Source organism: Phreatobacter oligotrophus, from assembly GCF_003046185.1.
GTDB classification, from domain to species: Bacteria; Pseudomonadota; Alphaproteobacteria; order Rhizobiales; family Phreatobacteraceae; genus Phreatobacter; species Phreatobacter oligotrophus.
Genome location: NZ_PZZL01000016.1, coordinates 25,400 through 38,204, shown reverse-complemented (window position 1 = coordinate 38,204; position 12,805 = coordinate 25,400). Strand labels below are relative to the sequence as shown.

The 12,805-nt window shown below is 66.2% G+C and carries 8 protein-coding genes and 1 pseudogene; 6 read left to right on the top strand and 3 right to left on the bottom strand.

The genetic code is table 11. The annotated features are described in order from the left end of the window. Window positions 1-487 (top strand): annotated as a pseudogene (locus C8P69_RS23985) (hypothetical protein); the annotation flags it as partial. Window positions 488-602: 115 nt separating this feature from the next. Here the strand turns inward: C8P69_RS23985 and C8P69_RS21185 are convergent. Further along, window positions 603-2,153, bottom strand: a complete 1,551-nt coding sequence (locus tag C8P69_RS21185; RefSeq protein ID WP_170118340.1) for a glycosyltransferase family 39 protein — start codon at window positions 2,151-2,153, stop codon at window positions 603-605. Between the two features lie 128 nt (window positions 2,154-2,281). Continuing rightward, entirely contained in the window at window positions 2,282-3,721 is a 1,440-nt protein-coding gene (locus C8P69_RS21180; RefSeq protein WP_108179447.1) for a TolC family outer membrane protein, read from the bottom strand. A 345-nt stretch (window positions 3,722-4,066) separates the two neighbouring features. On the opposite strand from C8P69_RS21180, the gene C8P69_RS21175 reads away from it, so the two are divergent. The 3 genes from C8P69_RS21175 (at window position 4,067) to C8P69_RS21165 (ending at window position 9,693) form a co-directional block, all read left to right on the top strand. After that, window positions 4,067-5,161, top strand: coding sequence for an efflux RND transporter periplasmic adaptor subunit (locus tag C8P69_RS21175; protein ID WP_170118339.1), 1,095 nt, complete (start codon window positions 4,067-4,069; stop codon window positions 5,159-5,161). Between the two features lie 11 nt (window positions 5,162-5,172). Next, window positions 5,173-8,316 (top strand): efflux RND transporter permease subunit, encoded by a 3,144-nt coding sequence (locus C8P69_RS21170; protein WP_108179445.1) that lies wholly within the window; start codon window positions 5,173-5,175, stop codon window positions 8,314-8,316. A gap of 342 nt (window positions 8,317-8,658) precedes the next feature. Then, complete coding sequence (locus C8P69_RS21165; protein WP_170118338.1) at window positions 8,659-9,693, top strand: ATP-binding protein; 1,035 nt, start codon at window positions 8,659-8,661, stop codon at window positions 9,691-9,693. Between the two features lie 62 nt (window positions 9,694-9,755). Here the strand turns inward: C8P69_RS21165 and C8P69_RS21160 are convergent, their stop codons facing one another. Continuing rightward, window positions 9,756-10,736 (bottom strand): Bug family tripartite tricarboxylate transporter substrate binding protein, encoded by a 981-nt coding sequence (locus tag C8P69_RS21160; RefSeq protein ID WP_108179443.1) that lies wholly within the window; start codon window positions 10,734-10,736, stop codon window positions 9,756-9,758. Window positions 10,737-10,816: 80 nt separating this feature from the next. On the opposite strand from C8P69_RS21160, the gene C8P69_RS21155 reads away from it, so the two are divergent. Together C8P69_RS21155 and C8P69_RS23625 are read left to right on the top strand one after the other, a co-directional pair. After that, complete coding sequence (locus C8P69_RS21155; protein WP_108179442.1) at window positions 10,817-11,752, top strand: LysR family transcriptional regulator; 936 nt, start codon at window positions 10,817-10,819, stop codon at window positions 11,750-11,752. Between the two features lie 218 nt (window positions 11,753-11,970). Beyond that, window positions 11,971-12,792, top strand: a complete 822-nt coding sequence (locus tag C8P69_RS23625) for a hypothetical protein (protein ID WP_146167407.1) — start codon at window positions 11,971-11,973, stop codon at window positions 12,790-12,792. Window positions 12,793-12,805 lie beyond the last annotated feature (13 nt).

Sequence of the window (12,805 nt, the reverse complement as noted above, 5' to 3'; positions counted from 1 at the left end):
CGTCCTCGAGGTGCAGGTTGGTGTGCGCAACCCGAACCTCGCCCGAAGATCGATCAATGGCCACCGCCAGCTACACCACCACCAGGGACGTCACCTCGCCTTTGATCTTGAGCCGGTTTGGGATCGCCTTTTGTTTGCGGGGAACATGTTCCTTTCAAGCGGGCGCGACTATCTTTCCGGACGCGGCCCATCCCAGCCGAACTCGAACGCGGGCATCAGTTTGTCGGCTGTGACGCGCGTCGCTGACAATCTTTGGCTCGGCGGCGAAGTTCTTTACCAGCGCGCCTATGAGGGATCGACGCTTGGACGCTTTCAGGGCGATGCTCTCCATATTGGCCCGGTCTTGTATGCCCCGATCGAGAAAGGCTGGGTCACTCTGTCCTGGACGACCCAGATCGTGGGGCGGGAGATCGGTGGGGTCGGGCCGCTTAACTTGCGCGACTTCGAACGCCATCAGTTTCTCGTGGTGATGGGGCGCCGGTTTTGACCTGCGCTGCGGCATTCCTATTCGGCACCGTCAAAAAGGTAGCACCCACCTACAATACCAATAGTCAGACGCCACCCGCTGGTCGCTGCTGGCTGGCGCTTGACTGTTCGGAACCTCAGTAATCGAGCCCGGCTGGTTGATCGGGGTCGACAAGCTTCGGCTCGATGACCGCATAGGCGAGCCGCGTCGGCTCACTACCGCGCATGGCGGGCGAGGCATAGGCATAGCCATCGGCCTCAAGGTCCGGGATGAGTTCGCGCAGGCGCGCGAGCATGGTGCGGTCGGACGGATGCCAGACAACCAGCGCTCCCTCCTGCGCGAGGCGCTCGCGGGTGATCCACGGTGAAATGCGGAAGTCGCCGTCGAGCAGGATCTGAGGCTTGGCTTTGGCGTAGAAGGCAATGTTGCCGGCATGCCAGCGCTCGCCGATGACGATGCGCAGGGGCAGCGCCGTGCGGTCGTTCCACCGCGCCTCCAGCTCGTCGGCAAGGGCCTGGGCCGGATAGAGCGTCGGCACGACGCTCGCGCCCCAGGCAAGACGCAAATGGTGGTGCCCGGCATTGATGATGGGCAGCGCCACGACCATGGTAAGGGCGATGGCGGCGGCGACCTTCAGCCGGCCGAGACGCAGCACCGGCCCCGCCAGCAGAACGGCGGCGATCCCTGAGAAGGCGAAGAGCGCGGTACCGCGGCCCTGCCGGAACTCACCGCCGACGATGAGATTGGTTAGCAGCGCGATGAGGATGGGCGCGAAGGCCATGGCCAGCAGCAAGGTGCGTTCGCGTTCGCTAACCGGCCGTTCCTCGATGAGGAGCTCGGTCCGGGGGCGGCTTCGGCCGATCCCGATGCACAGAACGACCAGGGCGATGAGGCCGCTATGCTCGATGACCTGTGCCACGAGGAAGCTGAAGCAGAACCACAGGCGCATGCCGAAACTGTCGGCCTTTGCGTCCGTTGAGACGGCATGGGCGAGCGAGGAGCCGCCGGTATCGATGATCCAGGCGACATGCGGGACGACCAGCGCCAGGCCGAAGACCAGCGCCAGCCAAGGCTCGCGGCGCGTCAGCTCCCGGCGCCCCTCGGGGGTGATGAGGGTGAGGACACCAAGCACGCCGACCAGCAGCAGCCCCACATATTTGGCATAGACAGAGACCGCAACGGTGAGCGCGAGGGCGAACCAGAACAACTGCCGGCGTTGCACCACGGCTCGCCACCAGAACAGACCCGTCAGGGCCCACAGCGGCGCGGACAGCGTGTCAGGCGTGAAGGTCGCCATGGGCGGGCCGTAATAATGGATGCCGACCAGTGTGAGCATGCTGGCGATGACGCCGGCGCCCGGCCCAAGGATGGTTCGCGCCAGGCGCCAGATGGCGAAGAGCGTCACCAGCACGCAGATCTGCGCATAGAGATAGGCGAGCCAGGCGGCCGTCGGCGCGACGGCCTCGCTCCAGCCGAGGAGCCAGGCCTGCAGCGGCGGGTGCTTGAAATAGCCCCATTGAAAGCTGCGGCCCCACAAAAATCCCTCGACCGTATCGCGCGGCAGGGTGTGGAAGCCGATGGCTGGTGCGATAGTGGAGATAACCGAATGGGTAAAAGCCAGCGCCCAGAAGGCAGAGTTACCATGCCTCGCGAAGATGGTGGCGAGAGTCGGGATATGGACGGTCACCTGGTTCCGGGGTTCCTCGCAGAAAAAGGTAAATCCATCGCTTTTGCGTGTGTCAAACAACGGACCTGATCCCTTTGCCGTGTGGTTCGGAGGCAGGAGCCCCAAAAAGTCAGGTGAGGAAGCTTGGATTAATTCCTGCTAGGGCCCACGGGCGTGCGCAGGTCGCGCCAGGCGTCGAAGCGCACCTGCGTGTCCGGCGCGGGCTGCGGCTCCACCAGGGGTGCCGCGCGGATGCCGAGATCCTCGAGCCCCAGACGGCCCATGGCGGCGAGCAGGGTGAAGGAGGCGACCGCCCGGTCGCCCGTCGCCTGCGCGAGGCGGGCCCGCGCTGCCACCGCATCCTGCTGGGCGTTGAGGAGTTCCGTGACGGTGCGGATGCCCTGCTCCAGCTGCTTGCGGATGCCCTCGACCGTCGCGTCGCCGGCGCGGACCTCTTCGCTAGCGGCGCGGATGGCGATGGTGGCGGTGTCGAAGCCGACCCGCGCGCCATAGGCCGCCGAGCGCGCCTGGAGCCGGGCGCTGTCGCGCTGGAGAAGCGCGACGCCGACGAGCTCCCGGTTCTGCCGCACCTGCGCCTCCGGCCCGCCGCCGGCATAGAGCGGCACGGTCACCCGCCCGACGACCTGCAGGCTGTCGACGCGGCGGGTGCTGCTGTCGGTGTCGTAATCCCGCGCGGCCTGGCCCTGCACGCCGACCTGCGGCAGCATCTGCCCCTGCGCGGCGCGCACCGCCGCATCGGCCGCCTTCACCGCCTCCTCGGCGGCGAGAACGGCGGGATTGTCGCGTCCCGCGAGGTCGCGCGCCACCTCGCGGCTGCGCGGCAGCAGCCGGTCCACGGCCGGCACCGGCTGCAGGCGGTCGGAGACAGGTGCGCCGACGAGCTTCAGGAAGCGGTCGCGGGCGATGACGAGGTCGGCCTGCACCGCATTGAGATCGGACAGGCCCCGGGCGAGCCGCGCCTCGGCCTGGGTCACGTCGGTGGGCGTCGCGACACCGGCGGCGAGCCGCGTGCGGATGGTGGAGAGCGTCGTGGTGAGGAACTGGACGTTCTTCTGCTGCACCTCGACCAGGGCGAGGCCGGTGCGCACGGCGATGAAGGTCGCGGCGACGTCGAGGAAAACCGACTGTTCCGTCGCCCGCAGCTGGAAGCGCTGCGCCGCCGTCAGCCGCTCGGCCTGGACGACATTGTTCTGGGTGCGCCAGCCGTCGAACAGCGTCTGCGTGGCCGTCAGTGCGACGCCGCGCTGGGTGAGGGTCGAGCTGCTGAACGGCGTGTCGCCACCGCGCAGCAGGGAGCGGGTCGCGAGCACACCGGCATAGGCCGTGGCGCTGACCTGCGGCAACAGGGCCGCGCGGGCCTGCGGCTCCCCTTCTCTTGTAGCGCGGACCTGGGCGCGCTGCGCCTGGATGTCCGGATTGATGCGCCAGGCCCTGAGCAACGCATCTTCCAGCGAGGAGACGACAGCGGGACGCGGTGCCCGCTCGACCGCGACTGCCGGAGCCGCAAAACCCACAAGAAGAACGAGGGCCGGCGCCGTGCGGCGCGCTGACAGAAACAAACAGTCCATCAGTGGAGACCCATTCGAACGGAATAGCAGAGTGCATGGCGCTATAGCCGCGCGAACCTGACAGTTCGCTGACTCCGTTTGTCAGGCCGCTGTCAGCTCTTGGGATATATGGACTTGCCCCAACGTCCCGCTTCCTGCGCTACTGTCCCATTCGGCTGTTCAATGTCATCTGATCCGAAACCCTCCCGCTCCCGGTTCACATTGGTTTTCGGTGTTTTATTCCTCTGCGCAGTCGCTGCTGGTGGCTGGTTTGGATATCCATATGCCATCGACCTGATAACAACCCTTTTGCCAAAGGGATCTGAGGCGAGCGGCAATTCGGTCACGCGCCAGGAAACAGCGGCCGTGTCGCGCCCAGCTGATGTAACTTTGTCTGCGCAGGAGCTGCGCAGCCTCACCGTCGAGACCATCGCGACGCGCTCCTTCCGGCCGCGCATCGTCACCGAGGGCAAGATCGCCACCGACGAGGACCGCGCCAGTCCGGTCTTCTCGCCCTATGCCGGCAAGGTCGTGCGGATCCTTGCAGCGCCCGGCGACATTGTCCGCCAGGGCCAGGTGCTCTTCACCATAGAGGCGACCGACATGGTCGCGGCGCAGAACGACTTCGTCGCCGCGGTCTCCAACCTCGAAAAGGCGCGCACCGCCCTGCGGCTCGCCGAGATCAACGAACGCCGCCAGCGCGACCTCTACCAGGGTCGCGCCGCGCCCCTGCGCGACCTCGAACAGGCCCAGGCGGACCTGAAGGGGGCGCAGGCCGACGAGCGCTCGGCGATCGCCGCCCAGCTCGCGGTCGAGAACCGCCTGCGCATCCTCGGCAAGACCGATGGCGACCTCGCCCAGCTGCGCGAGCGCGGCACGATCAGCTCCGAGACGCCGATCCTCGCGCCGACCGCCGGCCTCATCGCCCAGCGCAAGATCGGCCCCGGCCAGTTCGTGCAGGGCGGCGGCGGCGACCCGCTCTTCCTCGTCGACGACACCGCCCATGTCTGGCTCGTCGCCTATGTCCGCGAGGGCGACACGGCCGCCATCGATGTCGGCGACGAAGTGGCCTTTCAGGTCCTCTCCATGCCGGGCCAGACCTTCACCGGCACGGTGAACCACGTCTCCAGCATCATCGACCCGACCATGCGACGCATGATGGTGCGCGCCAGCATCCCCAATCCGCGCGGCCTCTTGAAGCGCGAGATGTTCGCTTCTGTGACGGTCTTCACCGAAAAGGGCAGCGACTGGCCGGCGGTGCCCCGCCGCGCCGTGATTCGGCAAGGCGCCGACGCCCATGTCTGGGTGCTGGGTGACTCAGGGCGTGCCGCCATCCGCGCGATCAGGACCGGTCTCGTGCAGGACGGCTTTGTACAGGTGACCGACGGCCTCGCCGCCGGTGAGCGGGTCGTCGTGCAGGGCAGCCTTTTCCTCGACCAGATGGTCGCAGACGGTCGCTGAGGAGCTTAGCGATGAACGCTGTCGTTTCGTTTTCTTTGGTTCGTCGCGTCCTGGTCGTTCTGGCGTTTGTCCTCGTCCTCGTGGGGGGATTTATTGCCTTTCAGAAGCTCAACATCGAGGCCTATCCCGATCCCGTTCCGCCCCTGGTCGACATCATCACCCAGTCGCCCGGCCTCTCGGCCGAGGAGATTGAGCGTTACATCACCATGCCCATCGAGAACCAGATGGCCGGCGTGCCCAACATGAAGGTGCTGCGGACCATCTCGATTTTTGGTCTTTCCGACGTCAAGCTGCAGTTCACCTACGATTACACATATGAACAAGCATTGCAGCAGGTGCTGAACCGGCTGGCGCAGCTGCCAAATTTGCCCGGCAACGTCCAGCCACAGATCTCGCCGCTGAGCCCCATCGGCGAAATCTTCCGCTACCGCGTCGTCGGACCGCCCGGCTATTCGCTCACGGACCTTCGCACCATCCAGGACTGGATCCTGTCGCGCCGCTTCAAGGCGGTGGCAGGCGTCATCGACGTGACCGGCTGGGGCGGCACCTCCAAGACCTACGAGGTCACCGTCGATTTCCAGAAGATGATGGCGGCGGGCCTCACCCTGCCGCAGATCATGCAGGCCTTGCAGAACGCCAACATCAATGTCGGCGGCAACACCATCGAGATCGGCCCGCAGGCGGGCGTCGTGCGCGGCGTCGGCCTCATCCGGTCGACGGACGACATCGAGGCGACGCTGCTGACCCAGTCGAATGGCACCCCGGTGCGCATCCGCGACGTCGCCACCGTCACCGTCGGCCACCTGCCGCGGCTCGGCATTGTGGGAATGAACGAGACTGACGATATCGTTCAGGGCATCGTGCTGATGCGTCGCGGCGAGAAGAGCATGCCGACGCTGGAGCGCGTCGAGGCGGAAGTCCAGCGCATCAATGCCGGCGGCGTGCTGCCGCCCGGCGTACGCATCGAGCGCCTCTACGACCGCAAGGATCTCATCGCCATCACCACCCACACGGTGATGCACTCGCTCGTCTTCGGCGTGCTCTTCGTCTTCCTGGTGCAGTGGATCTTCCTCGGCAACCTGCGCAGCGCCATCATCGTTTCGGCGACCATTCCCTTCGCGCTGTTCACTGCCGTCATCATCATGGTCCTTCGGGGGGAGTCGGCCAACCTCCTGTCGGTGGGCGCGCTCGATTTCGGCCTCATCGTCGATGCCACCGTCATCATGGTCGAGAACATCTTCCGCCATCTCGCCGAGCGGCACGAGGCGCCGGCGGGGGACGACGAGGAACAGGGCCGGCTCGATACAATCCTCAGCGCTGCGGCGGAGGTGGTCGGCCCGATCTTCTTCTCCTCCGCCATCATCATCGTCGGCTTCCTGCCGCTCTTCATGCTGTCGGGCGTCGAGGGCCACATCTTCTCGCCTATGGCGAAGACCTATGCCTATGCCCTCGCCGGCGGCCTCTTCGCCACCTTCACCGTGACGCCAGCGCTCTCCGCTGTCCTCCTCAAGGGCCACCTGTCGGAAACCGAGACCTTCGTGGTGCGGGCGATCCGCCGCGTTTATGAGCCCATGCTCGAAACCATCATCCGCGCCCGGCTGCTGGTGATCGTCGGCGCGCTTCTGCTCCTGGTCGCCGCCGGCATCGGCGGTCGGATGCTCGGCCTCGAATTCCTGCCGAAGCTGGAGGAGGGCAACATGTGGGTGCGCGCCACCTTCCAGCCCACCATCTCCCTGCAGGAGGGCAATGCCTATGTGAACCGGATGCGGCGCATCATCGCCGAGTTCCCGGAGGTGCAGACGGCGATTTCCCATCAGGGTCGCCCCGACGACGGCACCGACGTCGCCGGCTTCAACAATGCCGAGGTCTTCGTGCCGCTGAAGCCCTTCGAGCAGTGGCGGCCGGGCATGACCAAGCCGAAGCTGATCCAGGAGATCAATGCCAAACTTACCGAGGCGCTGCCCGGCGTCTCCTTCAACTTCTCCCAGTACCTCGAGGACAATGTCGCCGAGGCCGCCTCGGGCGTGAAGGGCGAGAACTCCATCAAGCTCTTCGGCAACGACCTGCAGCAGATCAGCCGCACCGCGCGGGAGATCCGCGACGCCATCCGCGACGTGCCGGGCGTGCAGGACCTCGCCATCTTCAACATCCTCGGACAGCCCACCGTGGAGATCGAGGTCGACCGCGAGAAGGCCGGCCGCTTCGGCCTGCAGCCCGGCGACATCAACACCGCCATCAAGACGGCGATCGCCGGCGACACGCCCGGAGACCTGTTCGAGCGCGGCTCGGACCGCCGCTTCCCCATCATCGTGCGCCTCGCCGAGCGCTACCGCGCCAGTCCGGAAGCCATCGGCGAGCTGCGCATCGGCGCCAGCGACGGCAATGGTGGCACGATGCAGATCCCGCTGCGCGAGGTCGCCACCGTCCGTCTCGTCTCCGGCCCCTCGACGATCTACCGCGAGGGCCAGCAGCGCTACATCCCCATCAAGTTCTCGGTGCGCGGCCGCGACCTCGGCAGCACCGTGCTGGAGGCGCAGCAGCGGGTCGCGAGCCAGGTGAACCTGCCCTTCGGCTCCCGCCTCGAATGGGTCGGCGAGTTCGGCAACCTGCAGGACGCGATCGCGCGTCTCCAGGTCATCGTGCCCATCACCATCCTGCTCATCGCCCTGTTGCTCTACGCCCATTTCGGCTCGCTCACCGACACGCTGCTGGCGCTCAGCGTCATCCCGCTGGCGCTGGTCGGCGGCATCCTGGCGCTCGCCGTCACCGGCACGCCCTTCGGCGTCTCGGCGGCCATCGGCTTCATCGCCCTGTTCGGCATCGCGGTGATGGAGGGCATCCTGGTGATCGTCTACTTCAACGCCGTGGTCGACCAGGGCCGCGGTATCCACGACGCGGTGATCGAGGCCTGCCGGGTGCGCCTGCGCCCCGTCCTGATGACATGCGTCGCCGCCTGCGTCGGCCTCCTGCCCGCCGCCATGTCGACGGGCATCGGCAGCCAGGTCCAAAGGCCGCTCGCCTTTGTCGTGGTCGGCGGAATTATCCTCGCGCCGGTGCTGATCCTGCTCATCCTCCCGGCCCTCATCGCCGTCTTCTCGCGCCGCACGCCGGTTCCGCTCCCAGCCGCTCATCCCACCGCTCAACCCGCTGAATAGCAGAAGCGGTCGGAGATGGTCATTCGCTCGATCCGCGCCCGTTTTGCCTGGTCAGCCGTTTTCGCAATTGCGGTTGCGCTTGCGATTGCGGGAACGGCTGTAAGTTTAATATTTGAGACCACACTGCGGGCGCGTGCCGCTGCGGAGATTGGAGATGACCTGGCAGCCCTCGCTCGCAGCGTCACGGCCGCTTCGGATGGCAGCCTGACCGTCAACATCGAGCTGTCGGACCGCAGGTTCACAATGCCTAGGAGCGGCTTCTACTGGGAAGTGGGCCGCGGAACGAACGTGAATATCGCGTCGACCTCTCTCGGCTCGTTCCGGTTTGCGTTCCACAGTCGCTTGCCCGCCCCGGAAGAGACAGTCGTCTATGATCGCCAGGGGCCGCAGGGCCGCGGCATCATGGTCTTCGAGCGCCTTGCCACCGTCTCTGTCGCCGGCGGCGAGCCGGTGCGCGTTGCCGTCGGCCTCGACCACAGCGAACTCGACGAAGCGCGACGGCAATTCACGATCTCCGCGGCGGCGGCGCTGGCCGTGCTCGGCCTTGCCCTCCTGGCGACGCTCTGGCTCGCCAATGGCGTGACGCTGGCGCCTCTTTCGGCGCTCCGAGAGGCATTGAACCGCGTCCATCGCGGCGAGCGCGACCGCATCGACGGCGACTTTCCCGAGGAGGTGCAGCCGCTGGTCGACGACCTCAACACGCTCCTCTCCACCCGCGACGCCGACCTCGTCGCCGCCCGCGCCCGGGCTGGCGACCTCGCCCATGGCCTCAAGACGCCACTCGCCGTGCTCAGCACGCTGGCGCGCCGGCTGCGCGGCGAGGGCCAGACGGCCATCGCCGACGAGATCGATATCGAGGTCGTCCGGATGAGCCAGCATGTCTCGCGGGAGCTGATGCGCGCCCGCGCCAATATCCGCGCCTTCCGCCGGACGAAGGCGACGGCGGTGCGGCCCATCGTGGAGTCGCTGGTCAATGCTCTCGCCGTCCTCTCGGAGGGGCAGACGATCGTCTACACGGTCGAGATGCCGGACGACCTTCAGGCGGCCATGGACGAGACCGACCTGATGGAGGTGCTCGGCAACGTCATGGACAATGCCCGCAAATGGACGCAGGGCCAGGTGCTGGTCGAGGGCCGCGCCGTCAACGGATCCGCGACTATCGTCAGCATCGAGGATGACGGACCGGGCCTTCCCGACATCGACACCTTCACCATCGAGCGCGGCCGCAGGCTCGACGAGCGGATCGACGGCCATGGCCTCGGCCTCGCCATCGTGCGCGACCTCGTCGAGGTCTATGGCGGGGACGTCACCTTCGCCCGCTCCCGCTTCGGCGGGCTGAAAGTGCAACTCCTCTTGGCCAAGACCATCGTGAAATAGCGGCATCGTGGGTAGAAAGGTCGAGGCAATTTCGGGGGGCTGCTATTTCGTCACGTGTCACTCTACTCGGGCGCTATTCCTGCAGCTTTCAGGACTGCGGACCAACGTGGGATCTCCCGCGCAACCAGCTCCCCGAGGACCTCCCCACCACGTTCGGCCGGCGTAGGCAGGACGAACCCAAGCTCGACCAAGCGAGCCTGAACGCCCGGGTCCCCCAACGCTTGGTCGATAGCAACCGAGAGCTTGTCGCGGATCGCCGGCGGCAGTCCTCGTGGCGCAAACAGCCCGTTCCAGGTTGAGACTTCGAACCCAGGCAGACCACTTTCGGCGGCAGTCGGCACGGCGGGGATGATCCCGACGCGCTCGCGCGCGGCAACCGCAAGAGCCTTCAGGCTGCCGGAGTTAATCTGAGAAACTGCACCGCTTAGCGAGATGCAGCTGAAATCCGCATGGCCGCCGACAAGGTCGCTCATGGCCTGCGATCCACCGCGATAGGCGACGCGCACCGCGCGCGTGCCCATGAGGCCGTGCAACAGCGTGCAGAACGTATGGGTTGGAGAGCCGACGCCGATATGAGCTTCCGACAAGCCCTCGGGTTTGGCGCGCAAAACGGCTTTCAGGTCAGCCAGTGTCGTCCCGGGGAAATCGCGGCGGGCGACGACCACAGCCGGCACGGAGGCGACGAGGCCTATGGGGGTGAAGTCCGTCAACGGCTGATAGCCGAGGCTTCGATACTGTGAAACGGCGACAGCGTGCGTGCCCATGTTGCCCATGATCAGGGTGTGCCCGTCCGGTACTGCGCGCGCCACGCGCCGAGCCGCGAGGGTACCTGCTGCGCCAGCATCGTTCTCGATTAGCACCGGTCGGCCGAGCGTTTTCGCGAGATACTCGCCGATGATCCGGGAAAGCGTGTCGTTGGTCCCCCCGGCCGCATAGGGCACCACGAGTGTGATAGCGCGCTGTGGAAATTGGGACGCGGCATCGGCGAGGGCAGTGCTGGCGAGGCCGCTTAAGAGACAAGCGATCAGGACTGCGGGCTTCATGAGATGATCCTCCGCATGGCCGCGTCGCGCGGCTCTATCTGTTCACATGCGGATGTTGTGGTTTTGCGATCCGGCGGTCCATGATGGATTTCGGCGATATCGATACCGGATCAGGTATGGACTGGCTGGACCACCATCTTCTCAGGCAGTTCCTCGTCGTTGCGGAGGAAGGGCAGGTCTCGCGAGCAGCCACGCGGCTCGGGATCGAGCAGCCGCCGCTGAGCCGCGCGCTGCAGAAGCTTGAGGTTCGCGTCGGGGCGCGACTGCTGGCGCGCCGCCCCCGCGGAGTCGAACTGACCGAGGCCGGGCGCGTTTTCCGCGATGGGGCCCTGCGACTGCTTGCGGATGCCGATCGGCTAGGCGAGACGACGCGGCAGACGGCGCGTGGCGAGCGGGGCCGGCTGATTATCGGCGTTACGGCGACCAGCGCGCTCCACCCGGCGGTGCAGGATCGGCTTGGGCGGTTCCGCGAGTCTTATCCTGACATTGCGCTGACGCTGCAGGAGGGACAGAGCGCTCCGCTGGTGGACGCGCTGCGGGGCGCGATGCTGGACGCGGCCTTTCTGTGGACGCCGCCTGCCGATGGGTTGTCGACCTGCGACATGACCAGCGAATCGCTCGTTGCCGCGGTGCCTGAGGCCGTTGCGCGGCGCCTGGGCGCGGGACCCATCCGCATTTCAGTGCTCGCCGACGCGACCTTCATCGTCTACGGCCGGCGAGACGGGTTCGGTCTGTTCGCGGCCACGATCGCCGCCTGTCACCGGGCCGGGTTCGCCCCCCGTTTTGGCGCCGAGGCGGCGCGGTTGAGCGCCGCCATAGCGATGGTGGGCCTCGGCCTCGGGGTGGTTCTGCTTCCCCAGACCCTGCGAATGATTGCGCATCCCGGCGTCGTCTATATCCCCTTCGTGACGGAGGAAGACCTGACGACGGAACTGCGTCTCGTCATGCCCCTCCAAGCCGGCGGCGAGGCCGCGGCGAAGTTTCAGGCGTTCATTAAAACTCTCGCAAATCGGTAGTTCAGCGTCAACGTGATACTTGATTAGCGAACGCGAGATCATATTCGCGCCGCAGAAGCGGGCACCGTTGCTAGCGTCGAAAGCTGTCGTGAATAAAGCTCGACAGGGCGCTATGTCACGGTCAGCTTGCCAGTATGAAAATGAGGCCGGCATGGCCGATTGCATCAATTGCTCGGCGAATGAGGTCGTTTATGGCGACGCGGGACCGAGGAGAGGCGATGAAGAGCTTCCAGCGATTTGCGGTGTTGGCTGCTGTGATTGCTGCGATTTGCACCGTCGGCCCGGCGTTGGCCGAGGGGTTGCGGCCCTGTCGTCCGGAAGCAATCTGGCGCCCTGCGAGAGTTGCATCTGGCGAGCGGCTAAGCCCAGCCCCGGCCAATACAGCGGGCTGCATCCAGGGCGCTGAACTCCCCCCTGATCCACAGCTGCGCCTTTGGCGTTGCCCTGTCGATCCCTCCGAGGGTCACAAGCTTACGGCCGATGGCGCCGTCATACTGCTGAGCTATCGAGGCCAGCCTTGGCAGGCTTTGCCCGATGAGGTCTCCGCCGACGGCTATCTTGGGCTCGACATCGCCACGGTCGATCTCGATGGCGATGGCGATGGCGCGGCGGAACGCGTGCTCGCGACCTGGAACAGCCAAAGCAACGGTCTTGGGATCAATCGCTGGACGGTCCGGGTGTTCACGGCTGATTGGCTGCTGGTCTCGACCTATGAAGACGTGGCGGAATGGAGCGTGCGGAACCTCGTTCGTGCGCCACCTCCACGCAAGGGCTGCGATCTTGCGCTGACGCGCTTTGCTGAGCAGGATGGCACCTCAGCCAACCCTGGCATGGCGTTGCAGGCACGGTTCCTTCGCTTCGAGGGGCGACAGATGCAGCCAGCAGACGACCGCCCGGTGCTGACGCGGCGGTACGACCGTCGCTTTGAGGCGGAGCGCAACAAGCACTATCGTCGGAGCAGGTCTCAGGATCGCGGAGATATCCTGCGCTGGCTGTCCCACGCCGATGTCGTTCGGTCGTCAGCGAGCTCGTCGAACTGAAGCGCATCCCCCA